Source organism: Actinoplanes sp. NBC_00393 (assembly GCF_036053395.1).
Lineage (GTDB): Bacteria > Actinomycetota > Actinomycetes > Mycobacteriales > Micromonosporaceae > Actinoplanes.
In genome coordinates, this window is the sequence record NZ_CP107942.1 from 9448637 (window position 1) to 9472971 (window position 24335).

Here is a 24335-nt window from a genome sequence, read left to right on the forward strand (position 1 = left end):
CTTTTTGCGTGTCGCCCGCGGGAGGTACGACGTGCGGCCGGGGCCGCTGCTCACGGCCTGGCCGGGTGGCCGGGTGGGGCCTGACCGAGTGGGGGGCCTGGACGTGTGATCGCTAGTCCGTTCGGTCAGCCCCCAGTAATGTGCGAGGCATGGCTACGTCGAGCGGACGGCGGTATGCACGTGTTCGGTGAGGGGCAGCGGATCGGAGGCCGGTCGGTGGAGTCGATGACCGGTCAGCTGCTCGTTGCCACGCCCACCCTCAAAGACCCCAACTTCGACCGTACGGTCGTGTTGCTCGTCGCCCACGAGACCGGCGGCGCCCTCGGCGTCGTCCTCAACCGGGCGACCGAGGTGCCGGTCTCCGAGGTGCTCGGCAACTGGGGAGAGCTGGCCGGCGACCCGGCGGTCCTCTTCGAGGGCGGCCCGGTGCAGCCCGAGTCGGCGATCTGCCTGGCGCGGACCCGGCCGGAGGCGAAGAAGCGGGTGTCCGGTTTCCACCCGGTCAGCGGGTCCCTCGGCACCCTGGACCTCTCCGTCGACCCGGACCGGATGCGCGACAACGTCGCCGGCATCCGGGTCTTCGCCGGCTACTCGGGCTGGTCCGCGGGCCAACTGGAGGAGGAGATAGCGGCCGGCTCCTGGTTCGTCTTCGACGCCCTGCCCGGCGACCCGTTCGTGGAGCGCCCGGATGACCTGTGGGCGATGGTGCTGCGCCGCCAGGGCGACATCCTGGCCGCGGTGGCCCACTTCCCGCCGGACGTCTCCCTCAACTGAGGGGGTGCCGCAAGACCCCTCCGGGGAGTGTGTAGTATTTCCAGCGTGCCCGGGCGACCGGGGACAACGGCAAGGGGCTGTGGCGCAGCTGGTAGCGCACCACACTGGCAGTGTGGGGGTCAGGGGTTCGAGTCCCCTCAGCTCCACCCTTGAGCAACGCCCGGACTTCGGTCCGGGCGTTTTTGTGTTTCCCGATGGCGGCTGAACCGGCCCCCGGAATTTGGTTCCGGGGGCCGGAGCAGGTCAGCCGATGGAGACGGTGGCTGTGCCGATGACGATGCGGTGGTCGGAGCAGGAGCCCGCAGGGTAGGCAGACGTCGCCGGAACGCCCGAGCACGCCGTCGAGATGTTCAGCGAGTCGCCGCTGTAGGCGCCGACCAAGCGGCTCTGCCGGGCGAAGATCAGGTCGATCTTGGATAGGCCGCCGCAGGGCGGGGTGGCGGGGTGCGTGCCCGTGGCGGTCCACTCGCCGTAGCCCAGGCAGTTGCCCGAGTCGTTGTCGTCGAGTTCGCGGTACGCGCCGGTGTTGCCGTTGTTGTTGGCCACGTTCAGTGTCGGCGAGTACCAGTTGTTGAGTCGTCCGTAGTTCGGCTGGGCGTTGAAGTCGCCGCCGATGATGGCAGTGTCGCCGGCGCTGTTGTAGGCCTCCATCCTGCCCAGCACGAAGTCCAGCTGATTCTCGTTGTGCTTCTTGCCGTTCGACGCCGTCTCGTTGCTCGTCGTGATGTGCGTGGTGCAGAAGTGCATCTTCGGCTGCGCGGTCGGCGCCACGCAGGTCAGGCTCAGCTTCTCAGCCGTGCCGTCCGAAGGCAGCGTCCAGCGCTGGGCGCCGCCCAGCGGGAACCGGCTGAACACGGCGTTGCCGAACGGCTGGGTGTTGCCCGCGCCGGGTGCGCAGCCTTCCGCGTTCGAGCTGGGTGTGAACCGCGCGAAGTTGGTTTCGTCGGTCGGGTAGTTGAGCTCCCGCAGGCGGGCGATCAGTGCGTAGTACTGGCCTTCGCAGATCTCGTTGAACGCCACGAAGTCGGCGGCCCGGTTCTTGATCGAGCTCGCGGCCGCGTCGATCAGGCCGTTGGTGGTGCTGCCGCCGTGCAACTTGGCGCCGGCGACGTTCCACACCCACATGGTGTATTTGACGTTCGCCGCCGCCGATGCCGGAGCACCCGGCGTGATGGCGGCGCCCATCGCGAGCAGCATGGCCGCAGCAGCAACCGCGAACCGTTTGTACAGACGCATGCAAACTCCCCGTTATCCAAGATCGTCGAAGCGTCAATCTATCTTGGACATCGAGGGCGATCAGTTCAGGGCTGGATCATGCGTTCGACCGGTTCCTCCCACCTCACACGCCCAGGTGGCGGCGGCTGATCAGCGTCTGCAGCTCGTTCACCAGACGCCGGGGCGACAACGGCTTGGGCAGGTAGCCGTCCGCGCCCGACTCGATGCCGGCGTCCACGTCGTAGGCGTGCGCGTTGCCGGAGACCATCAGGATCGCCATGTCGCGGATCGACGGGGTGTTGCGGGCGAGCTGGCAGAGTTCCATGCCGTTCATGGCCGGCATCCGCACGTCGGTGATCAGGCCGACCGGCTTCGCCACGGTGAGGATGCGCGCGGCGGTGTGGCCGTCCTTCGCGCCGAGCGCCCGATAACCCGCCTCCTCCAGCGTGATCGAGAGCATGTCTCGGATGTCGCTGTCGTCGTCGGCGATCAGGATCAGGTTCTGGTTCATTCGGGGCTCTCCTAGCTCGGCTGCATCCGACTCATCGGCAGGCCGGGCCGGGCCATCAGCGTTGTCCGTGTTGCGATGGGGGAGCAGCGTCCCGGCCGGAAAAGTGTCGGCCGGGCCCCTGACGGGACCCGGCCGGCGATGCTTCTGGTTCAGCCGATCTTCGCTGTTTCGGTGGAGGTGACGTACGCGTTGAGCGTCAGCGTCATCTCGACCGAATCCTCCTTGGAGGTGAGGCTGACGGTGTCGATCTGGACCGCGCGCGGCTGGACGTTCTGCAGCTGCTTGAGGAACTTGCTGATGTTCTCCGGCTCGGCACCCTCGACGTTGAGCGTGATCGGCAGAACCTTTGCCGAGGTCACCTCCTTGGAGGCTTCCTGCGCCGAGGCGCTGTACCCGCTGACGTCGACGTCGAGCTTGAGACCGATCTTCTGCAGCTCCTTGAGGAAGTCCGGGATGCCGTTGGTCTTGCTGGTCACCGGCAGGGCCGCCTGATATTCGGCGAGCTGGGCCTCGTACTCGTCCAGCTTCTCGGCCTCCTTCTTGAGGGCCGCGAAGCTGTTCTTCGCCCTGGTCAGCTGAATCTCGGTGTCCTGGGTAGCGGTCTCGACCTCAGCCGTCTCGGCGTGCTTGGGGTTGATCAGCAGGAACCAGCCACCCGCGACGAGCAGGACGATCAACGCCAGCCCGCCGAAGAGCCAGATCTGGTCGATGCGGCGTGCGCTCATCATTTGCCTCCGCTCTTGCATTCGGTGGTGAAGCGGCCGCACAGACCTTCATCAGTGACGGTCACCGTGAGGCTGTAGGTGACCGCGCCGTCCTTCTCGGTGACAGAGTTCACGAACGGGTCAGACAGGTAGGTCAGCTTGCCGAGCGCCTCGACGTACTCGGCGACCTCCTTCTTGTTGTCCGCGGTGCCGGAGATCGTCAGCGAACCGATGGCGCCTTCCACGACAGCCTTGCCGTCGCTGCTGTCCTGCAGACCGCCGCTGATATCGGTGATGTCCACGGTCGCGTCGGTGCCGGTGTCACGGATCAGATCGAGCAGGTTCGCCCAGGACATGTCTTGAGCGAGCAGAGTCCCGAGCTCCTTGGAGAGCAGCGTGTTGCCCTGCTTGACGTCGATCATCTGCTGGATGTCTTCGTTCTTCTTCTGCTGGCTCTGAACCGTGGCGAGTTGTTCCAGAGTCTGGTTGTACTCGTCGTCGGCTGCGTTCTTGGCGGCGGTGACGAGCGCGTACCAGCCACCCAGCGCGACCAGCACGAGGATCAGCGTGATCAGGATGAAGGCGCGGGTCCGCCGGGCACGCCGGCTGTCGCGGATCTCCGACGGCAGCAGGTCCGCGCGGATGCTGAGGACGCGGGACGCCTGCTGCGGCGAGACCGTCGGGTCCAGGGGCATCAGTGCCGTGGTCATCGGGACGCTCCCAGGGTGAGGCCGATCGACACCGCCGCCGACGGCACGAAACTGTCGAAGCCGCGTTCCCGCGCCTTGCGGGTGTCGCGCAGGCGGGCTCCGTTGTCCGCGTACATCACGGCGACCCCGAGCTGCTCCTGTAGGTGCTCGGCGAGGCCGGGCATGAGCGCGCTGCCGCCGCAGAGCGAGATCCGGGTGACCTGCTTCTGCCGCTCACCCGAGGCCAGGTAGGTGAACGAGCTGCGCAGCTCGTTGGCGAGCGGCCGGACCGCGTCGGTGAGCGCGGCGACCGTGTCCGGGCTGCCGTCACCGTGCAGGCCGTGCCGGCACTTCAGCACCTCCGCCTCGCTGGAGCTGAGGCCGAGCCGGGTGGCGATGCTCTCGGTGACCTCGGCGCCACCGCGGGGCAGGGTCCGTACGAAGATCGGCTCGCCGTCCGCGTGCACGACGACGCTGGTGATGTTGGCGCCGATGTCGACGATTGCCTCGACCTGGGCATCCAGCCGGGAAGCGGCGCGGAGCAGGGCGAACGAGGCGAGGTCGACTCCGGTGACGTACAGGCCGGCCTTTTCGACGGCGTGCACCAGGTCGATCACGGCGTCCTTCGGCATGGCGATCAGCAGACCGCGGATGGTCGGGCTCTCGCCGGGCTGCTCCAGCGGGTAGAAGTCGAGCAGCGACTTCTCCACGGCGAGCGGCAGCTGCTCCTTGACCTGGAACGGCAGGGCCTGCTTCATCTGGCTCGCGGGCAGGTTGGCCACCGACATCTCGCGGACCACGAGCTGCGGGTTGGTGACGCCGAGGCTCACCCGCTTGCTGCCGAACCGGGAGGCGGCCCAGAGCTGCTTGAGTGCCGCGGTCACCGCGCCCGGATCCTGCACCACGCCGGCCGCGACGGTGCCGGGCAGGAGCGGGATCTGACCGAAGTTGATGAGCGAGTAGTCGTCCTTAGAGCGCCGGACTTCCACGGCTCGAATCGAGGACGAGCCGATGTCCAGCCCGATCGGCGTTGCGCCAGCCATCGGTCTTCCTTCCTCAGATGGTCGGGGTGAGCAGGGAGATGTACCAGTCGGCGACCGGCGCCGCGGCGAAGACCGCGAGGAACGCGCCGGCCAGCATGTACGGGCCGAACGGGATGCGGCTCTTGCGACTGGCCAGCTTGAAGGCGAGGAGCGCCGCGCCGACCACGCCGCCGAGCAGGAAACCGGCGAAGGCGCCGAACGCCACCGCGCTCCAGCCCAGCCAGCCGAGGTAGAAGCCCAGCAGTGGGGCGAGCTTCACATCGCCGCCGCCCATGCCCCAGATCGCCAGCAGCCGGTACACCGCGTAGAGCAGCGCGGCGGCGACCAGGCCGCGCAGCGGCGCGGTCACGTCACCCTCGGCCAGCGAGACCGGTACGAGCAGCGCGGCGGCAACCGCGTAAGAGGGTAGGACGATCTTGTCGGGAAGCCGCATCACATCCAGGTCGATGAGAGCCAGGGCGATTGCGATGGCGGCGAGGTACAGGTAGGCGGGGAGTTCCCAGGACCAGCCGAAGCGGGCCGCCACCGCGACGAACAGGGCGGCGGTGCCGGCTTCGACCAGGGGGTAGCGAGGGCTGATCCGGGTGCCGCAGTCGGCGCACCGGCCGCGCAGCAGCAGCCAGCCGAGAACCGGCACGTTGTGCCGGTTCCGGACGGCGTGGCCGCACTGTGGGCAGTGGGAGCCGGGCCGGACCAGCGACTCGTCCCGCGGCACCCGGTGGATCACGACGTTCAGGAACGAGCCGACGGCCAGACCGAGCAGGGCGACGATGCTGAGCAGTGGGAGCAGCGGCACGGTCCATCCTCTCTTTCCATCGGCAGCGTTCCGGCAACCAGGTGGTGGCGCCTCGGGCGCCACCACCTGGCGGTTCTTCAGCCTTGTCAGACGGTGCAGCTGCCGGCGCTCGGCTTGGTGCCGGTCTTGTCCTTGACCGAGCCGCCCTCCGCGCTGCTGTACAGGAACCACTTGTCCTTGCTGCCGCCCTGGTTCCAGGCGCAGATGAGGTAGCCGCCGTCGGCGGTCACGTAGTTGAGGGTCGTGCCCCCGGAGAACGTGATGGTGCCGGCCTGACCATTGGGCTGAGCGGCCAGCGTGATCTTCCCGTCCGTCTTACCGGTCGACGTGGCGGCGGCCGGGTAGGTGTTGCTGTTGCTGGTGTAGTACTGCTCGATCGCGCTGATCGCACCGCGGACGTCGGACTGCGCCGACTTGTCCGCCGCGCCCTCGCGGTAGTTCAGGTAGACCGGGACCGCGATCGCGACCAGGACGCCGATGATGACCACGACGACCAGGAGCTCGATCAGGGTGAAGCCTTCGTCGTCCTTCTTGCCGGCGCGAAGACGGTTGATGGTGGCCTGCAGCATTTCGGGGTGCCTCCATGGGCGTTTACAGGGTGGGGTGGGGACGGGCTCGGGCGCCCGGGGTGTTGCAAGCCGACCGTCGGGAGCGGTCGGAGGTGCGGCACGCGTCCGCTCAGGCGCCGATGTTCTGGTAGATCGTGAACATCGGCAGGTAGAGGCAGACGACCATGCCGCCGACCACGGCGCCCATGATGAGCACCATGATGGGTTCGATCGATGCGGCCAGGGACTCGGCGGCGGAGTCGACTTCCCTGTCGTAGAAGTCGGCAACCTTGTCGAGCATCTGACTGATCTGGCCGCTCTCTTCCCCGACCTCGATCATTTGAGTGACCATCTCGGGGAAGATCGGGTGACTGCGCAACGCCGTGGACATGGGCTGGCCATCGCGTACGGTGGCCTGCACGTCCTTCATCGCGGCATTGATGACTTCGTTGCCGGTGGTCTCGCCGACCACGGCGAGCGCCTGCATGACCGGAACACCGACGTTCAGGAGCAGGCCGAGGTTGCGGGCGAACCGGCTCATGGCGAGCTTGCGGAAGAGCGATCCGAAGACCGGCATCTTGATCTTCAGCTCGTCCTTTTTGAGCCGGAATTCGGCACTGGTGCGGACCTGCCGCTTGTACGCGACGGTCAGGCTGACCCCGATCGCGATCACCAGCGGGCCGATCCAGTACATGTTGTGGCTGGTGGTGACCAGGAACTGGGTGATCCCGGGCAGTTCGCCGCCGAGATTCTTGAACATGCCCTCGAAGACCGGGACGATGAAGATCAACATCGCTGCGATCAGTACGAAGGTGAAGCCCAGAACGATCGCCGGGTACGTCAGCGCGCTCTTGATCTTGCCGCGGAGCGCGGTGTCCTTCTCCAGGCTGTCGGCGATCTGCTCGAGTGCCATGTCGATCATGCCGCCCGCCTCGCCGGCCCGGATCATGGCGATCATCAGGCGCGGGAAGACGCGGTCGTGCTTGGCCATCGACGCCGACAGCCCGGCGCCGCCGGCCACGTCGGTACGCACCTCGCCGATCGCCTTCTTGAGCTGCGGCGACGAGGTCTGTTCCTCGAGGATCGACAGTGACCGCAGCAGCGACATGCCGGACGCGGTCATCGTGGCGAACTGCCGGGCGAAGACCGCGAGGTCCTTGAGCTTGAGCCGGCCGCCCAGACCGGGAATCTTGACGTCCCGGTTCAGGCCCTGGCCGGCCTCGGTGACACCGAGCGGCACCTCGCCACGCTGCCGCAGCATGTGGGTGGCGGCCGCCTCGGTGGGCGCCTCGATGGTGCCCTTGGCCTTCTTGCCGGTGGCGTCGATGGCCTCGTAGTGGAAGGTCTTCGTGTTGGCCATCAGGTCACGCCCGTCCGACGAGCCGCTTGAGTTCCTCCGCCGAGTGGCAGATCTCCAGAGCGGCCTGCATGTTGATCACGCCGTCCCGGATCTTCTCGGCCAGGTGCTGGTCGAAGGCGAGCATGCCCTCGCTGGCGCCGGCCTGCATGAACGACGGGATCTGGTGGGTCTTGCCCTCCCGGATCAGGCTGCGGATGGCCGGGGTGCAGGTGAGGATCTCGGCGATCACCGCACGTCCCTTGCCGTCGGCCTTCGGCGCCAGCGCCTGGGTGATCACGCCCTGGAGGCTGGCGGCCAGCTGGGCGCGGATCTGCAGCTGCTGGTGCGGCGGGAAGATGTCGATGACCCGGTCGATGGTCTGGGTGGCGCTCTGCGTGTGCAGGGTGGCCAGCACCAGGTGACCGGTCTCCGCGGCGGTCAGCGCGGTCGCGGTGGTCTCCAGGTCGCGGAGCTCACCGACCAGGATGATGTCCGGGTCCTGCCGCAGCGCGTGCTTGAGCGCGCTGGCGAAGTTCTCGGTGTCGGCGCCGACCTCACGCTGGTTCACCACGCTGCGCTTGTGCGGGTGGAGGAACTCGATCGGGTCCTCGATCGTGATGATGTGGTCGGCCCGGCTGCGGTTGGCCAGGTCGAGCAGGGAGGCCAGGGTGGTGGTCTTGCCGGAACCGGTCGGGCCGGTCACCAGGACGAGACCACGCGGCAGGTGGGCGAAGCGGGCCACCGACTCCGGCATGCCCAGCTCGTCCAGCGGCTTGATCTTGTGCGGGATGGCCCGGAAGACCGCGCCGCAGGAGGTCCGCTGCCGGTACAGGTTGCCCCGGAACCGGGAGACGCCGACGATGCTATGCGCGAAGTCCATCTCCTGCTCGGCGAGGAACTGCTCCCACTGAGCGGGGGTGACCGCCGCGCGGGCGAGCAACTCGGTGTCGGCGGCGTTCAGCTTGCCGTACCCGGGGATCGGGCGCAGCGAGCCGTCCACCCGCATCATCGGCGGCGAGCCGACCGTGAGGTGCAGGTCGGAGCCGCGGGATTCGACCAGCGTGATGAGCAGCTGGTCGAGGACGTCCAGGTCGTCCGCGGACGGCGCCGCCGACTGCTGTGCCTGGCGCTCGATCGTGTCCATCTGGTGTTCCGGCCCTCTCTCACGTTCCGACGCCTGTTGAATCGGCACCGGGGGGACCGGGTTTAGTAGCCGCTGTGGTGCGGAAAGGGGACTAAACGGCGACTCGGGACACCTCGCGGATCGAGGTCAGCCCGCCGGCCGCCTTGGCCAGGCCGTCGGCGCGCAGCTCGTACATTCCCTGGGCCAGGGCGACCTCGCGGATCTCGCCGGCCGCCGCCCGGCGGATGGTCAGCGACTCGATCTCGGGGGACACCGGCATCACCTCGTGGATCGCGATCCGGCCCTTGTACCCGGTGTTGGCGCAGTTCCGGCAGCCGACCGGGCGGTAGAGCACGGACGGGAAGTCGAGGTCCTCGAGCGGCCATCGGGCGGCGACGATCTCCTCCTCGGTTGGCGCGTACGCCTCCTTGCACCAGTCGCAGATCCGGCGGGCCAGTCGCTGGGCCAGCACGCAGTCCAGCGACGACCCGACCAGGAACGGCTCGATGCCCATCTCGGTGAGACGGGTGACCGCGCCCGGCGCGTCGTTGGTGTGCAGCGTGGAGAGCAGCAGGTGACCGGTGAGCGCGGCCTCGACCGCGATCTGCGCGGTGTTGCCGTCCCGGATCTCACCGATCAGCACCACGTCCGGGTCGGTACGCAGAATCGCCGGCAGAACCGCTGCGAAGGTCAGCCCCGCCTTGGCGTTGACCTGCACCTGGTTGATGCCCCGCAGGCGGTACTCGACCGGGTCCTCGACCGTGATCACGTTGACCTCCGGCCGGCTGATCTTGCCGAGCGTGGCGTACAGGGTGGTCGACTTGCCGGACCCGGTCGGGCCGGTGACCAGCACCATCCCGTGCGGCTTGCTGAACGAGGCGCTGAAGCGTTCGAGGTTGTGCTGGGTGAAGCCGAGTTTGGCCAAGTCCAGGTCGATGCCGCCGGTGTCGAGGACACGGAGCACGATCTTCTCGCCCCAGACCGTCGGGAGCGTGGCGGTACGCAGGTCGACCGTACGGTCGCGGATCAGCGCGGTGATCCGGCCGTTCTGCGGGATCCGCTTCTCGGTGATGTCGACCCCGGACATGATCTTGATGCGCGAGGTGAGCGCCGCCATCACGCCCCGGGGCACCACGTCCACCTCGTGCAGCACGCCGTCGATCCGGTACCGGACCCGCATGTCGTCCTCGGTCGGCTCCAGGTGCAGGTCGGAGGCGCGGTTCATGACCGCCTGCTCGATCAGGCTGTTCACGTACCGGACGATCGGGGCGTCCTCGGTGCTGGTGGTCTGCGCGGCCATGCCGCCCTGGTCGTCGACCGCGTCGGCCAGGTCGCCGAGGTCGGCGCCCTCGCGCTGGAGGCGTTCGATGATCCGGCGGGTCTCGCTGCGGGCCACCACCACCGGGCGGATGGTCATGCCGGTCGCCGCGCGTACGTCGTCGAGCGCTACCACGTCGGCCGGATCGGTCACGCCGACCACGAGCTCGCCGTCGTTGATCGCCAGGCCGAGCACCCGGTGCCGGAGCACCACCGGCAGCGGGATCCGCTTGAGCGCGGTCGGGTCCGGGGTGAAGCCGACCAGGTCGAGGGTGTTGATCCCGAACGCCGCGGCCGCCGCCTGGGTCAGCTGCTCCTCGGTGACCACCTGGTCGTTGATCAGGACGGCCCGGACCGACCGGCCGCTGCGTTGCGCCTCCTCGGCAGCCGCGTCGACGGCATGCGGGTCGACGCCGATCTGCTTCAGGGCATCAAGCAGCGGGCGGAAGGTCTGATCCATGGGGTCCTCGGGTGCGGCCGGGCAGGGTATACACCCAGCCCATCGGACATTTCGCCGCGAAACTGAGGCGCAGTCAGCCCGCGTGCCGGAAGGTCCGCCGGTACGCCGAGGGCGCCACCCCGATCGTGGCGTGCAGGTGCTGGCGCAGGGCGGTGGCGCTGCCCAGCCCCGCGCGCCGGGCCACCGACTCGACGGCCAGATCGGTCGACTCCAGCAGGATCCGGGCGTGCTCGACGCGCTGCCGGAGCAGCCACTGCCGCGGGCTCAGGCCGGTCTCGTCGCGGAACCGGCGGGTGAACGTCCGTACGCTCATCCGGGCGTGCCCGGCCATCTCCTCCAGGGTGACCGGGTCGGCCAGCCGTCCCAGCACCCAGGTCCGGGTGGCCTCGGTGCCGCTGCCGGCAGCGGCCGGCACCGGCCGCTCGATGTACTGCGCCTGCCCGCCGTCCCGCCAGGGCGGCACCACGCAGCGCCGGGCCGCCCGGTTCGCCACGTCGGCGCCGTGATCGGTCCGGATGATGTGCAGGCACAGGTCCACCCCGGCGCCGACGCCGGCCGAGGTGAGCACGTCGCCGTCGTCCACGAAGAGCACGTCGAAGTCCCACTTCACCTGCGGATACAGTCCGCCGATCCGGCGCGCCCAGGCCCAGTGCGTGGCGGCCGGACGGCCGTCCAGCAGGCCGGCCGCGGCCAGCACCGATGCGCCGGTGCAGATCGACACGATGCGGGCACCGCGTGCGGCCGCGGCCAGCAGGGCGGTCGTGACATCGGGACGCAGTGTGCCATCGGTGACCGGACCGCCCCGGTGGATGCCAGGCACGATCACGGTGTCCGCGTCCTCCAGAGCGTCGAGGCCGTGATCCGGAACCACGGTGAAGCCGGCTTCGGTATGGATCGGGCCGGGGCCACAGACCCACACGTCGTAGAAGCGATTCCGGTGACTGTCCCGGGCCGCCCCGAACACCTGCGGCGGCACGCCCAGGTCGAAGGGCACCACGCCGTCCAGGGCCAGCAGCACGATCCGGTGCGGGGTCATGGCCTGATTCTTGCGCATGATGGCTCTCCGGCCACTCGTCCGTCCGGGCGGGGGAAAGCAGAATCGGGCACGTGAAGCTCCGCATCCATCCCGCCTGGTTCGTCGCCGCGGCGGCCTTCGTCGCCCTGATCGGCGCGGCCGGTTTCCGGGCCACCCCGTCCGTGCTGATCCAGCCGCTCAACGAGGAGTTCGGCTGGTCGCTCGGCACGATCTCCGCCGCGGTCTCGGTGAACCTGCTGCTCTACGGCCTGACCGCGCCGTTCGCCGCGGCCCTGATGGACAAGTTCGGCATCCGGCGGGTCGCCATGGGCGCGCTGCTGCTGGTCTCGGCCGGGTCCGGGCTGACCCTGTGGATGGAGCAGAGCTGGCAGCTGATGCTCTGCTGGGGCGTGCTGGTCGGGCTCGGCACCGGTTCGCTGGCCCTGGGCTTCGTCGCGACCATCACCGGGCGCTGGTTCGTGAAGCACCGGGGACTCGTCACCGGCGTCCTGACGGCCGGGGGCGCGACCGGCAACCTGATCTTCCTGCCGGTCCTGGCCCAGCTCACCGAGTCGGGCGGGTGGCGGACAGCAGCGCTCACGGTGTCGGTGGCCGCGCTCGCGGTCGTACCGCTGATCTGGTGGCGTCTGCGGGACCACCCGGCGGACCTCGGCGTGACCGCCTACGGAACCACCGTCTTCCAGGAGAGGCCGCCGAAGGCGGCCGGAGGCGCGGCCCGCAACGCCCTGCGCGGCCTGCGTGACGCCGCGCGGACCCGGCCGTTCTGGCTGCTGGCCGGCGGTTTCGCGATCTGCGGCGCGACCACCAACGGCCTGGTCGGCACGCACTTCATCCCGGCCGCCCACGATCACGGCATGGCGCAGACCACCGCGGCCGGCCTGCTCGCCCTGGTCGGGCTCTTCGACATCGCCGGGACCATCGCCTCCGGCTGGCTGACCGACCGGGTGGACAGCCGGATCCTGCTCGGCGCCTACTACGCGCTGCGCGGGCTCTCGCTGCTGATCCTGCCGTCGATCCTGGCCGCCGTCGCGCACCCCGGGATGCTGGTCTTCATCCTGTTCTACGGTCTGGACTGGGTGGCGACCGTGCCACCGACGGTCACGCTGTGCCGGGAGTACTTCGGTGAGCGGGGACCGATCGTCTTCGGCTGGGTCTTCGCCTCGCACCAGTTCGGCGCGGCGGTCGCGGCCACCTCGGCCGGCCTGGTCCGTGATCAGTTCGGCGCGTACACCTGGGCCTGGTACGGCGCCGGCGCCCTGGCCATCCTGGCCTCGATCCTGAGCCTGATGCTGTTCGCCGGGAAACGGCTCAAGCCGATCGCCCCTGGGATCGGACTGGCGGTGCCGGCGAATCGATAGAAAGAGCTAGCCGGTGAGCTCGACGACTTCCAACAGGCCGCTCAGCACCAGGATCTGCCGCACGTTGCTGCTGGGCCGGGCCAGCCGGAACGGGATGCCGCGGTCGCGGGCCCGCTGAAAGCCGGAGATCAGCGCGCCCAGACCGGTCGAGTCGATGAACGCCACGTCGGCCATGTCCACCACGATCCGCTGCGGGCCGGCGGTGACCGCCTCGCCCAGCACGACGCGCACCTGCTCGACCGTCGAGATGTCGATTTCGCCATGCAACGACACGGTCGTCGTGCCGTCGACGGCATCCAAACTCGTCACGCTCTCATCGGTCACGGCAGGACCCTTCCGTCTCGACGCGCGCCCGCTTTGCGTTGGCGGGGGTTCCACGTACGGTAATCGGCATCACCAACACGTGAGGAGCACGGTGTGCCGATCCGTGGCGGTCTGCCGCCGCGCAACCCCCGCTTCGTGGGTCGTGAGGAACTTCTGACCCGGGTGCGCGGCATGCTCGGCAACGGTCCAGTAGTACTGCTTCCGAGCCCCGACCACCAACTCGGTGGAACGGGACGTACCCAACTGGCCGTCGAGTATGCCTACCGGCATGCCGAGGGGTACGAGTTGGTGTGGTGGATCCCCGCCGAGCAGAACGCCGGGATGCGGGCCGCGCTGGCCGGTCTGGCGCAGGAACTCGGGGTGCCCGAGGCGCGCGACCTCAACCGGACGCTCGGGGCGGTCCGGGACGCGCTGAGCCGCGGCGAGCCGTATAGGGACTGGCTGGTCGTCTTCGAGAACGCCAACCGGCCCGAGGACATCATGCCGTACCTGCCTTCCGGCGCCGGGCACGTGCTGGTGACCAGCCGCAACCCGCGCTGGACCGCCGAGGTGGCGCAGGCCTTGCCGGTGCCGGTGTTCGACCGGGCGGACAGTCTGGACCTGCTCTGCGCGCGCTCCGCCGACCTCTCCCCGGCGGATGCGGACCGGCTGGCCACCCGGCTGGACGACGTGCCGATGGCGCTCGACCTGGCCGCCGCGGTCCGCGACGCCGGCGGCTGGTCGGTCGACGACTACCTGGAGCGGTACGAACGGCGCGCCGCCGAGCTGGCGTTCCCCACCCCGATCCGGGTCGCCTGGGGACTGGCCGCCGAGGCGCTCGGCGAGACCGCACCGGCCGACCGGATCCTGTTGGAGCTGTGCACCTTCCTGGCCAGCGCGCCGATCTCGTGGCGGCTGCTCTGGGCGGCGCGGACCCTGTCGCTGGAGACGGATCTGGCCCGCACGGTCCGGGTGGAGCGCCGGCTGCGGGCCGCGATGCGCCGGATCAGCCGGTACGGACTGGCCGACCTGGACCCGGCCGGCGAGCAGCTCACCGTGCATCCGCTGGTCCGCGGCATGTTCGGTCAGGAGCTCAGCTCGGAGCGGCACGCGGCCCTGCTGCGGACGGTCCGGAGCATGCTGGCCGCGGCCGATCCCGGCGATCCGGACAACCCGGCGGGCTGGTACCGGTACGCCGAACTGGCCCCGCACCTGATCCACTCCGACCTGCTCGGCGGTGACGCCGAGGAGGTCCGGCAGCTGGTCATCAACTGCGTCCGGTACCACTTCGCCCGCGGCGACTACGACTCCAGCCGGGATCTGGCGGGCTCCGCCGTCGCGCGGTGGCGTGATGCGCTCGGCGAGTCGGCCGAGCAGACACTGCTCGCGGCTTTCCACCTGGCCAACGCTCTACGGGCGGTGGGGCGTACGGTCGACGCCCGCAACCTGAACCTGCAGACCCTGCGCACCCAGCGGGAGGTCTTCGGCGCGGACGACGAGGCCACCCTGGCCACCGCCAACAGCGTCGGCGGCGACCTGCGCTTTCAGGGGCACTTCGGGCAGGCCCGGCAGCTCGACGCGGACAATCTGGTGCGATACCGGCGGTTGTTCGGCGAGAGCTACCCGACCGCGCTGCGGTGTGCCAACAATCTGGCGGCCGACCTGCGGCTGCTCGGCGACTTCCGGGGCGCCCGGGCGCTCGATGAGCAGGTACTGCGACACCGGCAGGCGATCTTCGTGCCGGGGCATCCGGAGACCCTGTCGTCGCGTACCGGGCTGGCCTTCGACCTGTTCGGGCTCGGTGACTACGCCGGCGCGGCCGCGCTGCTGGCCGCCGCGCACCTGGAGCAGGTTCCGCCGGATCACCCGTTCGCGCTCTGGGCCGGGCGGTTCGCCGCGATGGCTGCCCGCCGCCGCGGTGACCCGCACGCCCGGACCCTGGCCGAGGCGAACCTGGCCACCTGCCGGCAGAAGTTCGGCGACCTGAGCGTCGACACCCTCGCCGCGGCGGTCTCGCTGGCCAACTGCGCCCGCTCCGAGGGTGCCCTGGACGACGCCCACGAGCTGCTGGAACGGGCTGTCATCCGGTACCACGCGGTGCTCGGCGACGAGCATCCGTTCACCCTCGCCGCCTCCGCCGGCCTGGCCGGGGTGGTCCGGGCGGCCGGCCGGCACAACGAGGCCCGCACCATCGACGAGGAGGTGCTGAGCGGCCTGCGGCGCAGCGTGGGCGCGGACCATCCGTTCGCGATGAGCTGCGCCAACGGGCTTGCCGCCGACCTGGCCGCGGCCGGCGAGGCGCAGCGGGGCCGTGAGCTCGCGGCCGACACCCTGCGCCGGTCCCGGGCGGTCCGCGGCCTCGACCACCCGGACACGGTGGCCTGCGCGTGGAACCTGGCGCTGGCCGACGATGACGAGACCGCCCGGCAGCAGGCTCTGACCGCGCTCACCAAGGTCTACGGCGACGGCCATCCGGTGTTCCGGACGACCGCCGCCGGTCTGCGGCTGGAGACCGATATTGATCTCCCGCCGCTGTAGCGCCTCACAGCGACTTGATCGGCATCCCCTGCTTGTCGAGCAGCTCGGTCACGCTGCCGGCCGGCATCGGCCGGGCGAAGTGGTAACCCTGTGCCCGCCCACAGGCCAGTTCCCGCAGGCGGGAGGCTTGCTCGGCGTTCTCGATGCCCTCGGCGACCGGTGACAAATTGAAGGTGCGCGCGATGTGCAGCACCGCCTCGGCCACCGACGCGTCCCCGCTCTCCGGCATGGCCTGCACGAACGAGTGGTCGATCTTGATCACGTCGACCGGCAGCGTGCTGAGGTGGCTCAGCGAGGAGAAGCCGGTGCCGAAGTCGTCCAGGGCGATCCGTACGCCGAGCGACTTCAGCGCGCTCAGCACCCGGGCGGACTCGACCAGGTCGGTGAGTGCCACCGACTCGGTCAGCTCCAGCACCAGGTCCTGTGGCGGCAGGCCGGTGGTCTCCAGGATCGTGCGCACCTCGTCGATCAGGCGAGGGTTGCCCAGCTGAGAGGCGGACAGGTTCACGTTGAGCTCGAAGCCGGGGAACCGGGTCTGCCAGTCGATCGCCTGCCGGCACGCCTCCTCCAGCACCCAGCCGCCGAGCCGGGGCAGCATGCCGAGCGACTCGGCCAGATCCAGGAAGACCGCGGGCGGGACCAGGCCGCGCTCCGGGTGCTGCCAGCGGACCAGCGCCTCGACGCCGACCGTGTGGCCGCCGTCCAGGTCGACGATCGGCTGGTAGTGCACCTCGAACTCGCCCGCCTCGATGCCGCGCAGCAGGTCGGCCTCGGCGAGGCGGCGCTGCTCGGCCGCGGCGAACAGCGCCGGGTCGAACCGCCGGGCCACCCCGCCGCCCTCCACCTTCGCCCGCAGCAGCGCCTGGTCGGCGCGGCGCAGCACGTGGTCGAGCACGTCACCGGAGGCGGCGACCGCGACACCGGCCCGGGCCCGGATCGTCACCGCGACCCCGGCCACCTCGAGCGGCCGGTGCAGCTCGGTGAGGACGCGCTCGGCGACGGACAGCGCTGCCTCCTCGTCCTCCAGCCCGGGCAGCAGCACCGCGAACTCGTCGCTGTCCAGCCGGGCCACGGTGTCGTTGGCGCGCACGTTGACGGCCAGGCGTTCGCCGGCGGCCCGCAGCAGGTCGTCGCCGACGATGTGCCCGAAGTGATCGTTGACGTGCTTGAAGCCGTCCAGGTTCACCAGGATCACCGCGGTGTGGGTGCGGGCCGGTTCGGCGAGCACCTCCTCGGCGTACTCGACGAACATCTTCCGGTTGCCCAGCCCGGTCAGCGGGTCGCGGAAGGCCTGCTGGGCCAGCAGCACCTGCTGACGGTTGAGGTCCACCTCGGGCCGGTCACCGATGGCCTGCCGCACGATCACCGCGGCCGTCACCAGCATCACCAGCCAGGTCGCGGTCGGCGACAGCTCGTGGTTCAGATGCCGGATCCCGGCCGCGATCAGCGCCGCGGCGGTCACCGTGTGCCGCAGCAGCGGCCGGCTTCCGTCGACCAGCAGCACGGCGAGGCCGAGACAGATCGCCGCGACCAGCGGCACGATCCGGCCGAACATCCCGCCCGGGTGCGCGGCATCGGCCACCGGCCAGGCCAGCAGTACCAGCGACGCGAGCACTGCGGCGTCGTCGACGCCGATCCGTACCCGGTCCAACAGAGCATTGCGACCCACGGTCCACCTCCGGCGAGACACATCGGTCCCGGGTGGGCGCGCTTGAGCTATCCGGACAGCCAATCGGCCAGCGCATCCACCGCGGCCTCCGGCGCCGCGCACGCGGCCGCCTTCACCACTTCCGGCCGCAGACGCAGAGCCGGGCGCGGGGAGACCAGGGCAAGGCCCGACCAGGCCTGATCATCTGCAAGATCAAATTCAAGACATTTCTGGTACGCGTCTGCAGCAGTTCCCGCTTCCCCACGCAAGCACGCAAGATCCGCGGCAGCAACGCGGCCGCCGGGCTTGAGCACGGGGTCACCCTTGACCAGCGCGTGCGCCAGACGCACACGCGGGCTGTTCACCAGCTCCCGCCCCGGTGCGGGCGCCGCCACCGGCCGCACCTCAGGTGGCCGCCGCCCATCCCGCCAGGCCGACGCCAGCGCCGCCGCGTCACCGGGCGTCACCGCCAGATTCCGCAGCCGCCAGCGCACCCGGTGGTCCGCAACCGCCAGCCCGGCCAGGCGCGCGATCTCCGGATCGACCGCTTCATCCAGCCACGGCCGAACCTCCCTGGCCAGCGCCGCCACAAACCGCCGGCCAGCAGCGGTCAGTCGCCCGCCGCCGCTCAGCCCCTCAGCCGCCGCCAGCACCGCAGCCCGCCACCGAGCGAATTCAAACGCCGCCACCCGGGCGGCCCCGGCCGTGCTTCCTGCGTCGGCCCTGCTTTCCGCGTCGGCCCTGCTTCCGGCGCCGGCTCTGCTGTCCGCGCCGGCTCTGCTGTCCGCGCCGGCTCTGCTGTCCGCGCCGGCCCTGCTGTCCGCGCCGGCCCCGCTCTCCGCGCCGACCCCCATCCCCGGCTCGTTGATCTTGGGAGGTGGGGATTGCATTTCGGCTCGCCAGAAGCGGGTCACCGCGAGGTAGGCGTAGGCGCCGTGCAGGATGCCGAACGGGGGGCGCGGGTCGTCGCGCCACGGTGAGTAGCCCCGGTCGCCGCCGGGCTCGACCAGGTCGAACAGCTGGTGGACGGCGTTCAGGACGCTGTGCTGCGTCTCGTGCAGCAGGCCGACGGCCAAGGCGGTCGCGTCCGCCGGCGCGGAGATGGCGACCGCTCCGAACGCCTCCGCCGACGTGGCGCTGATGCCCTCGGCGGCCGGGTCGGGGCGGACCGGCACGATCACCCGGAGCACCGTGGACATCGTCTCGGCCGCCGCCCGGTGCCGGCGCGCCAGGATCTGCCAGGCCTCGTCGAGGCAGTGCTGCCAATGCTCCAGCTCGTCGGGGGAGAGCGCGTCGACCGGATCGAGGCCGAGCCGCCGGCGGACCGGATCGGCGTCGTCCACGCGTACCGTCAAAGTGAGATCAGCGCAGGTGAACCGCATCGGGTGACCACCCGGACGGGGCCCGTCGGCGCCCGCGGCGCCGGACCGCAGAGCGTGCGCGGCCCACAACCCGGTCATCGGGTCGGCGATCAGCCGGCGCGCCTCGGCCGGATCGGCGGCCGTGAGGCGCGCATACCAGGCCGGGTTCTGCGGCAGCCCGCGCCGGACCTCGCGCAACAGCAGCAGATGGCGGCTGAGCTGCGCCCGGCGCAACGTGCCGAGGGTGGTGGCGTCCGGACGGCCGGCGCCGAGCGCGGCGAAGGCGTCGTCGGTGAGCCGGAAGGTGCGTGGGGTCATCCGTGGCGGCTTCGGGCGGTCAGACCGCGGAGTTGAAGCCGGCGATCGGCTCGCCGGGACTGGTCAGCTCGTCGGTGACGCGGCGCAGGGCACGGGCCAGGGCGGAGTCGTCGTGCTCCACGAGCTCTGCGAGCTCCTCGAGGGACGAGTCGGCAAGATCGACCATGACGGACTGCCATTCCGCCGGCGTCTTCTCGGCGGCCTCACCTGCGTCCACGGCACCCCCTTCAGGACCGGCAGTGCGGTCGATGCGTTGCCTGCAGGTTACGGCGGTCGTCGGGTCGGGTGACCGGCGGGAGTCACTACGGTGGGTGTTCGCACACACTTGCGTAGGCGTGATCTGATGGGACATGACCGCCGCAAGTCGGTAACGGAGGGCAAATAGTGCTGGGTGGAGAGTCAGGCGCCGGTGACGGCGTGATGGAGGCCCCGGTGGCGACAGCGGCCGCAGCGGGGGAGGATCCGGCCGAGCCGGTGATGCCGTCGCCGCCGTTCCCGACCTTCCAGAACACTCCCACGCTGCCACACCAGGCGCCGGGCAACGGATTCGAGAGTGGGCGGGACAGTCGTGCACGGTGAACCGAGACCGTCGCTTCCCCGGCGTGGCCCGGCCCCGCCGGTGGACAAGATGAGCAACCCGGAGCTGGTCCGGATGGTCGAGGCCGAGCATCCGTACCGTGGTAAGGCTCTTTTCGAGCTCTGCGACCGGGTGCCGCAGGACGACGACGCGGCCACCAAGGTCGCGATGCTGTCCCGGCTGCCGTCGCTGCGCCGCGCGCGTCTCTTCGACCGGGTCTCGCTGGCCTGGTCGGCGATCATCGCGCTGCTCGCGGCGGAGACGGCGCACGCGCGCGAGGAGGCGTACGCGGCGTTCGGCGCACTGGAACCCGGGGAGCAGCAGGACATGCTGGACTACCTGGAGGTCGGTGCGATCGAGGAGGCCCACCCGCGCATCACGTGAGCGGGCCTCAGCGGTCAGGCTTCCACGCGGACGTCTCTGCGGAAGGCGACTCGGTCGCGTACCGCGGAGGCGTCCGGTTTCGGATCGGGGTAGAACCAGGCCGCGTCCGGCGCGGTGTGCCCGTCGGCGCGCAGTGAGTAATACGACGCCTTGCCCTTCCATGGGCAGACGGTGTGCGTCTCCGACGGCACCAGGACGTCGTCGCGCACGCTGGTGCGGGGGAAGTAGGTGTTGCCCTCGACAATCACCGTGTCGTCGCTTTCGGCGATCACTTCGTCGTTCCAGATGGCCTTCGGCATGCCTCCGAACCTAGCGCGCCGCGGAGTTTGCGTCTGATACGTGCGGTTTATTCACCTCTGGTGGGTGAAACCCGGCGCGTCGCCCGGACATTGGCCCGGTGCTGTACGAAGATCTACAGTGGTTTTCGTTTCCCCACGAGAACGGCGTTCATGCAGAGCAATCGGCTTGATCAGCTCCGTGGCCCCGGGCGGGCCAAACGGCACAACGCGCGCACGATCGCCGCGCTGACCGGCAATCCGGGCTGTTCCCGGCGGGCGGTCCTCGACGCGGCCGGGGTCGACAAGGTGAAACTGGCCGAGCGGATCGGCCTTCCGGGCAGCTTCGGGCAGTCCCGGTTCGCACTCTCCCGGGGGAACGCATTCGAGGCGATGCTCAAGGCCGACGACTGTGCCCCGCTGCGCTCGCTGCTCGGCGCCTCGTCGCTCAGCTATGCGGACCTCGGCGCAGACTCCGACGACACGCTGGGTGACCGGCACGACCGTACGGTGCAGCTGCTCGCCGACGCGCAGGCCGCGCTGATCGACCACCCGCTGCTCACTCTCGAGGTGGCCGGGCAGACCGTCTACCTCGAGCCGGACCTGATCGCGTACGCCAGCCGCGGCCGCCTCCAGGTCGTCGAGATCAAGTCGTTCGCGATCGTGGACGGGCAGGCCGACAGCGCCAAGGTCTCCGCCGCGGCCGTGCAGGCCGCCGTCTACGTGCTCGCCCTGCGATCGTTGCTGCAGCGCCTCGGCCGCGACCCCGGGCTGGTCAGCCACGAGGTGGTGCTGGTCTGCCCGGAGAACTTCTCGCTCAGCCCGGTCGCGGTGACCCTGGACGTCCGCAAACAGCTCTCCACCCTGCGCCGCCAACTGTCCCGGCTGGCCTCGGTGGCCTCCCTGATCGACGCCCTGCCGGACGGGATGACCTTCGACCTCGCGCTGGCGCCGGAAGATCTGACCGTTGCGCTCGGGCACATCGAGCCGCGGTATGCGCCGGAGTGCCTCTCCAGCTGCGAACTCTCCGTCTACTGCCGGAGCGAGGCGGCGGGCAGCACCGCGGCGCTGGGCCGGACGGTGCGGGAGGCGCTCGGCGGGATCGAGACTGTAGGGGAGGTGCTTGCGCTGGCTGACGGAAGCCGCACCCCGACCCCGGACCAGGCCGAGGCGGCGGCAGTCCTCCAGGCGGCGTTGCGGTTGCGCAATGAGGCGCTCGCGTCTGCTCAGCTGGTGGTCCCTGCCGGGCAGTCGACTTCTGCGGGGCCTTCTTCCGTGCCGCTTTCCTCCGTGCGGCCTTCTTCCTCGCCTCCCTCCCCGCCGGGGGCTCCGCAGCCTTCCCCTGGTCAGCCGGTTTCCTTCGCGGCGCCCTCTTCGTCGCCGGCCTCGTGAGCACGCTCACCGCTTTTGCTCGGGCTCAGGCGCTGGCGTCCGGCCGGGCGCAGCAGATTGCCGCGGTCCGTCACCTCCACGCCCATGATCATCCGCTGGTGCTGATCCCGCTCGCGATGGCCGGCGAGGCGAACGCGCCGCTGGCCGCCCTGATCGGAACGAATCGTTCCGATCCGACCCTCCTGGTGGTCACCCAGCCGCGCAACCGAGACGACCGATTCGCCTTCTTCGCCGCTTTGGCCGAGATCCTCGTCCCGTACCTCGACTCGTTCGCCACCGAGACCGAAGACGTGCCGGTGGACCGCGGCAAGGATGTCCGCCAGCGCTACCGCGACGCCCCGCAGATCTGGGTCCCGAACCCGGCCGGCGTCGACTTCCTCCGGATGCTCGGCCGATCCACCCGGTTCCGCACCACCGACGGCGAATACCCGGTCCCGGCCGGCGTACCGGTGCTCGGCCGCTGGCTGACCTTCTTCGCCAACACCGCCGAAATGCCGGGCTCATGTCTGCTGCTCAACGCCGTGCAGGCCCTCGGGCTGCACTGGGCCACCGGCCAGAGCGCAGCCGAGGACGCTCAACTCGGCGTCCAGCTCGCGTGGATCGAGTCCGGCGCCGACGCCGCACGTGAAGCCGAGAACGATGTGGTCGCCGGCCCCGCCACCGACCCCGACTTCGACAACCGCGTGCTGGCCCCGCTGATCGAACGGTCCACCCCCGAGCTCCCCGACGTACTCCGCGACCTGCTCCTCCCCACCTGGGAGCGGATGTGGCGAACCCTGGACCTGCTGCGCCGCCTCCCGCCCGGCGAACGCGTCGCCTCCCGCTGGGACTCCGACAAGGACGCATTCACGGCATTCGCCCAATACCTGGCCGAGGGCGGGGCACCGCAACCCAGGCGGGACGGCGCGGTGGCTGCCGCGGCCCGGCTCCAGCGCCTGGAAAATGCCGCAGCCCGGTACGCCGTACAGCGCGCCTTCGACGACCCCCTGGTCCTGGCCGAATACCGCCTGACCGGAAACGCCTTCGCCGGCACCGTCACCCTCGCCAACCCGGACCGGATCGACGACAGCGGCAAACGGCCGGTCCTCCGCCCGCGGATCATGCTCCACACCACCGAGGAGGTCCGGGTAGAGCCCGGAACCGCCCTGACCTCCCCGGCCCGCCCCACCCAGAAAGCCCGAGTGATCTCGGTGACCCCGGCCGGCGACGGCCGCGACGTCCTGCTGGAACTCTCCGGCGGAATGGGCCGCAAACTGGTCGCCGAGCCGGGAAGCGTGCCGGCCGTAGGCGAATATCTGGTCCTGACCACGCTGAGCGAGGCCTACCGCCCCGGCGGCGCCTTCCCCGAACCATCCGACACCCCCTGGACCCACGGCGGCCCACCCTCCACCGACCCCGACCCCGGCCCCGGCCCCGGCCCCGGCTCCGACTCTGGCCCCGGCCCCGGCTCCGACTCCGGCCCCGGCCCCGGCCCCGGCCCCGGCCCCGGCCCCGGCTCCGACTCCGGCCCCGGCCCCGGCCCCGGCCCCGGCCCCGGCCCCGGCCCCGGCCCCGGCTCCGACTCCGGCCCCGGCCCCGGCCCCGGCCCCGGCTCCGGCTCCGGCCCCGGCTCCGGCTCCGGCCCCGAGTAGCGCGGCCACGGTCGCCACTTCGCTGGCCAGGCTGCGTTTCCCGACCGGTCTGACATCCGCGCGGACCGGGAGTAGCCACGCCGTGGGTGCCCGCTCAGCTGGACCTAGCCATGCCGACCGTCGCTCGAGGCGCGGCGTGACCGCTGGTCAGGCGGCGTCGCGGGGGTATCTGGTGAAGGGCTGGCGGCGGCCGGCGGTCAAGCCGGAGCGGATGGTGCCGCGGATCTCTGCTGGGCCGAGACCCGCGTAGCGGGCGGCCACCGTCAACTCCCACCGCACGGCTGCCGCGTCCAAGAGGCCAGCGCCGACGAAACGGCCGAGCGCGAACGCCGCGCGGTTGAGCGTGTCGTTGCGTGTCCCGACCGGGGCGCGGGCCACCCGGTCCGCTTCGGCGTCCAGTGCGGCTTCCGCGTACCGATCCGGGTGGGTGACCGGCTGGTCCCGCGGAAGCAGTTGCGGGCCCTCGATCAGCGCACGCAGCGTCGCCGGGCTGGCCGGAAGGCCGCCCGTGGGGCGCTGCAACCAGCTGTAGCTGACGCCGGTGGCGTGCTGCGACGGCGGCGCCAGCACATATCCGCCCGCGCCGCGCCAGTCGAGGCCGGGCAGCAGCCGGACACGGTTACCGAAGCCGGTGGGCTGGAACCAGAGGTGGCGGCCGCCCCCACCGGTGCGCACCTGCGGGCCGGGCGGCACGTCGTCGTCGAGCAGATGGCGCAGCCCGTGCCAGCCCTCGGCCGAGTCGACATCCGCCACGTCCATGACGACGCCGGTGCGCAGGCCGACGTTGGCCTGGGGCCAGTGGGTCCACCAGACCGTGATCAGCCGTGGGTCGGTCGAGGCCTCGGTCACCCCGTGCCGGAGGCGGGGATGTTTGCCGGGATGGTCGCATCGGGCTCCTCGATGGCAGGAACAGCCGCCACCCTGGTCAGGCGTGTGCACCGGCAGGACCGGGATGCCGTGCCGGGCGTACGCAAGGGCAGCCGTAAGCGACATTA

The 24335-nt window shown here is 70.6% G+C and carries 23 protein-coding genes and 1 tRNA gene; 7 read left to right on the forward strand and 17 right to left on the reverse strand.

Annotated features, from left to right (window positions below; all coding sequences use genetic code 11):
• Positions 1-174 precede the first annotated feature (174 nt).
• Both OHA21_RS43930 and OHA21_RS43935 read left to right on the forward strand, forming a co-directional pair.
• The gene (locus OHA21_RS43930; RefSeq protein ID WP_328465574.1) at positions 175-774 is read left to right on the forward strand and encodes a YqgE/AlgH family protein; all 600 of its coding nucleotides are present in this window, start codon (positions 175-177) and stop codon (positions 772-774) included.
• Between the two features lie 73 nt (positions 775-847).
• A tRNA-Ala gene (locus tag OHA21_RS43935) sits at positions 848-920 on the forward strand.
• A gap of 97 nt (positions 921-1017) precedes the next feature.
• On the opposite strand, the gene OHA21_RS43940 is transcribed toward OHA21_RS43935, so the two are convergent.
• From OHA21_RS43940 to OHA21_RS43990, 11 genes are all read right to left on the reverse strand, one after another.
• Positions 1018-2010, reverse strand: a complete 993-nt coding sequence (locus OHA21_RS43940) for an endonuclease/exonuclease/phosphatase family protein (RefSeq protein WP_328465576.1) — start codon at positions 2008-2010, stop codon at positions 1018-1020.
• Positions 2011-2113: 103 nt separating this feature from the next.
• Positions 2114-2500 (reverse strand): response regulator, encoded by a 387-nt coding sequence (locus OHA21_RS43945; RefSeq protein WP_328465578.1) that lies wholly within the window; start codon positions 2498-2500, stop codon positions 2114-2116.
• A 149-nt stretch (positions 2501-2649) separates the two neighbouring features.
• Positions 2650-3228, reverse strand: a complete 579-nt coding sequence (gene pilO, locus OHA21_RS43950) for a type 4a pilus biogenesis protein PilO (RefSeq protein ID WP_328465580.1) — start codon at positions 3226-3228, stop codon at positions 2650-2652.
• On the reverse strand, positions 3225-3914 hold the full coding sequence (locus OHA21_RS43955; protein ID WP_328465582.1) for a PilN domain-containing protein: 690 nt from the start codon (positions 3912-3914) through the stop codon (positions 3225-3227). The genes pilO and OHA21_RS43955 overlap by 4 nt, the downstream gene beginning before the upstream one ends.
• A complete protein-coding gene (pilM, locus tag OHA21_RS43960; RefSeq protein ID WP_328465584.1) occupies positions 3911-4936 on the reverse strand; it encodes a type IV pilus assembly protein PilM in 1026 nt (341 codons plus the stop codon). The genes OHA21_RS43955 and pilM overlap by 4 nt, the downstream gene beginning before the upstream one ends.
• Positions 4937-4949: 13 nt before the next feature.
• Positions 4950-5732: a prepilin peptidase gene (locus tag OHA21_RS43965; RefSeq protein ID WP_328465586.1), complete on the reverse strand. Its 783-nt coding sequence runs from the start codon at positions 5730-5732 to the stop codon at positions 4950-4952.
• Positions 5733-5818: 86 nt separating this feature from the next.
• Complete coding sequence (locus tag OHA21_RS43970) at positions 5819-6301, reverse strand: type IV pilin protein (protein WP_328465588.1); 483 nt, start codon at positions 6299-6301, stop codon at positions 5819-5821.
• A gap of 109 nt (positions 6302-6410) precedes the next feature.
• Positions 6411-7640, reverse strand: coding sequence for a type II secretion system F family protein (locus OHA21_RS43975; protein ID WP_328465590.1), 1230 nt, complete (start codon positions 7638-7640; stop codon positions 6411-6413).
• A gap of 4 nt (positions 7641-7644) precedes the next feature.
• Complete coding sequence (locus OHA21_RS43980; RefSeq protein WP_328465592.1) at positions 7645-8763, reverse strand: type IV pilus twitching motility protein PilT; 1119 nt, start codon at positions 8761-8763, stop codon at positions 7645-7647.
• A gap of 91 nt (positions 8764-8854) precedes the next feature.
• Complete coding sequence (locus OHA21_RS43985) at positions 8855-10519, reverse strand: GspE/PulE family protein (RefSeq protein ID WP_328465594.1); 1665 nt, start codon at positions 10517-10519, stop codon at positions 8855-8857.
• Positions 10520-10592: 73 nt separating this feature from the next.
• A complete protein-coding gene (locus OHA21_RS43990) occupies positions 10593-11573 on the reverse strand; it encodes a GlxA family transcriptional regulator (protein ID WP_328465596.1) in 981 nt (326 codons plus the stop codon).
• Positions 11574-11626: 53 nt separating this feature from the next.
• Here OHA21_RS43990 and OHA21_RS43995 point away from each other — a divergent pair, with 53 nt between their 5' ends.
• Positions 11627-12913 (forward strand): MFS transporter, encoded by a 1287-nt coding sequence (locus tag OHA21_RS43995; protein WP_328465598.1) that lies wholly within the window; start codon positions 11627-11629, stop codon positions 12911-12913.
• Positions 12914-12919: 6 nt separating this feature from the next.
• Here OHA21_RS43995 and OHA21_RS44000 read toward each other — a convergent pair whose 3' ends face one another.
• Positions 12920-13237, reverse strand: coding sequence for an STAS domain-containing protein (locus OHA21_RS44000; RefSeq protein ID WP_328465600.1), 318 nt, complete (start codon positions 13235-13237; stop codon positions 12920-12922).
• A 93-nt stretch (positions 13238-13330) separates the two neighbouring features.
• On the opposite strand from OHA21_RS44000, the gene fxsT reads away from it, so the two are divergent.
• Positions 13331-15754 carry an FxSxx-COOH system tetratricopeptide repeat protein gene (fxsT, locus tag OHA21_RS44005; protein ID WP_328465605.1) on the forward strand — a complete coding sequence of 808 codons (2424 nt, stop codon included), beginning with the start codon at positions 13331-13333 and terminating at the stop codon, positions 15752-15754.
• A gap of 4 nt (positions 15755-15758) precedes the next feature.
• On the opposite strand, the gene OHA21_RS44010 is transcribed toward fxsT, so the two are convergent.
• Genes OHA21_RS44010 through fxsA form a run of 3 tightly spaced genes read right to left on the reverse strand, consistent with a single transcriptional unit; the run spans position 15759 to position 19298 of the window.
• On the reverse strand, positions 15759-17423 hold the full coding sequence (locus OHA21_RS44010) for a putative bifunctional diguanylate cyclase/phosphodiesterase (RefSeq protein ID WP_328465607.1): 1665 nt from the start codon (positions 17421-17423) through the stop codon (positions 15759-15761).
• A gap of 47 nt (positions 17424-17470) precedes the next feature.
• A complete protein-coding gene (locus OHA21_RS44015) occupies positions 17471-19081 on the reverse strand; it encodes an aKG-HExxH-type peptide beta-hydroxylase (protein WP_328465609.1) in 1611 nt (536 codons plus the stop codon).
• Between the two features lie 19 nt (positions 19082-19100).
• On the reverse strand, positions 19101-19298 hold the full coding sequence (fxsA, locus tag OHA21_RS44020) for an FxSxx-COOH cyclophane-containing RiPP peptide (protein ID WP_328465611.1): 198 nt from the start codon (positions 19296-19298) through the stop codon (positions 19101-19103).
• A gap of 411 nt (positions 19299-19709) precedes the next feature.
• Here fxsA and OHA21_RS44025 point away from each other — a divergent pair, with 411 nt between their 5' ends.
• Positions 19710-20042, forward strand: a complete 333-nt coding sequence (locus tag OHA21_RS44025; protein ID WP_328465614.1) for a hypothetical protein — start codon at positions 19710-19712, stop codon at positions 20040-20042.
• 14 nt (positions 20043-20056) lie between these two features.
• Here OHA21_RS44025 and OHA21_RS44030 read toward each other — a convergent pair whose 3' ends face one another.
• Positions 20057-20341, reverse strand: coding sequence for a DUF427 domain-containing protein (locus OHA21_RS44030; protein ID WP_328465616.1), 285 nt, complete (start codon positions 20339-20341; stop codon positions 20057-20059).
• A 150-nt stretch (positions 20342-20491) separates the two neighbouring features.
• Here OHA21_RS44030 and OHA21_RS44035 point away from each other — a divergent pair, with 150 nt between their 5' ends.
• Positions 20492-21709: a hypothetical protein gene (locus OHA21_RS44035; protein WP_328465618.1), complete on the forward strand. Its 1218-nt coding sequence runs from the start codon at positions 20492-20494 to the stop codon at positions 21707-21709.
• 98 nt (positions 21710-21807) lie between these two features.
• Entirely contained in the window at positions 21808-23340 is a 1533-nt protein-coding gene (locus tag OHA21_RS44040) for a hypothetical protein (protein WP_328465620.1), read from the forward strand.
• Positions 23341-23487: 147 nt separating this feature from the next.
• Here OHA21_RS44040 and OHA21_RS44045 read toward each other — a convergent pair whose 3' ends face one another.
• On the reverse strand, positions 23488-24333 hold the full coding sequence (locus OHA21_RS44045; RefSeq protein ID WP_328465622.1) for a bifunctional DNA primase/polymerase: 846 nt from the start codon (positions 24331-24333) through the stop codon (positions 23488-23490).
• Positions 24334-24335 lie beyond the last annotated feature (2 nt).

Excerpts from the sequence above, each read along its gene's own strand:
- OHA21_RS43980 (WP_328465592.1), bottom strand. The coding sequence starts at position 8,763 with ATGGACACGATCGAGCGCCAGGCACAGCAGTCGGCGGCGCCGTCCGCG.
- OHA21_RS43985 (WP_328465594.1), bottom strand. The coding sequence starts at position 10,519 with ATGGATCAGACCTTCCGCCCGCTGCTTGATGCCCTGAAGCAGATCGGC.
- pilM (WP_328465584.1), bottom strand. The coding sequence starts at position 4,936 with ATGGCTGGCGCAACGCCGATCGGGCTGGACATCGGCTCGTCCTCGATT.
- OHA21_RS43975 (WP_328465590.1), bottom strand. The coding sequence starts at position 7,640 with ATGGCCAACACGAAGACCTTCCACTACGAGGCCATCGACGCCACCGGC.
- OHA21_RS43945 (WP_328465578.1), bottom strand. The coding sequence starts at position 2,500 with ATGAACCAGAACCTGATCCTGATCGCCGACGACGACAGCGACATCCGA.
- OHA21_RS44015 (WP_328465609.1), bottom strand. The coding sequence starts at position 19,081 with ATGACCCCACGCACCTTCCGGCTCACCGACGACGCCTTCGCCGCGCTC.
- OHA21_RS43990 (WP_328465596.1), bottom strand. The coding sequence starts at position 11,573 with ATGCGCAAGAATCAGGCCATGACCCCGCACCGGATCGTGCTGCTGGCC.
- OHA21_RS43930 (WP_328465574.1), top strand. The coding sequence starts at position 175 with ATGCACGTGTTCGGTGAGGGGCAGCGGATCGGAGGCCGGTCGGTGGAG.
- OHA21_RS44030 (WP_328465616.1), bottom strand. The coding sequence starts at position 20,341 with ATGCCGAAGGCCATCTGGAACGACGAAGTGATCGCCGAAAGCGACGAC.
- OHA21_RS43955 (WP_328465582.1), bottom strand. The coding sequence starts at position 3,914 with ATGACCACGGCACTGATGCCCCTGGACCCGACGGTCTCGCCGCAGCAG.
- OHA21_RS44025 (WP_328465614.1), top strand. The coding sequence starts at position 19,710 with ATGAGCAACCCGGAGCTGGTCCGGATGGTCGAGGCCGAGCATCCGTAC.
- OHA21_RS43940 (WP_328465576.1), bottom strand. The coding sequence starts at position 2,010 with ATGCGTCTGTACAAACGGTTCGCGGTTGCTGCTGCGGCCATGCTGCTC.
- OHA21_RS44035 (WP_328465618.1), top strand. The coding sequence starts at position 20,492 with ATGCAGAGCAATCGGCTTGATCAGCTCCGTGGCCCCGGGCGGGCCAAA.
- pilO (WP_328465580.1), bottom strand. The coding sequence starts at position 3,228 with ATGATGAGCGCACGCCGCATCGACCAGATCTGGCTCTTCGGCGGGCTG.
- OHA21_RS43970 (WP_328465588.1), bottom strand. The coding sequence starts at position 6,301 with ATGCTGCAGGCCACCATCAACCGTCTTCGCGCCGGCAAGAAGGACGAC.
- OHA21_RS44045 (WP_328465622.1), bottom strand. The coding sequence starts at position 24,333 with ATGTCGCTTACGGCTGCCCTTGCGTACGCCCGGCACGGCATCCCGGTC.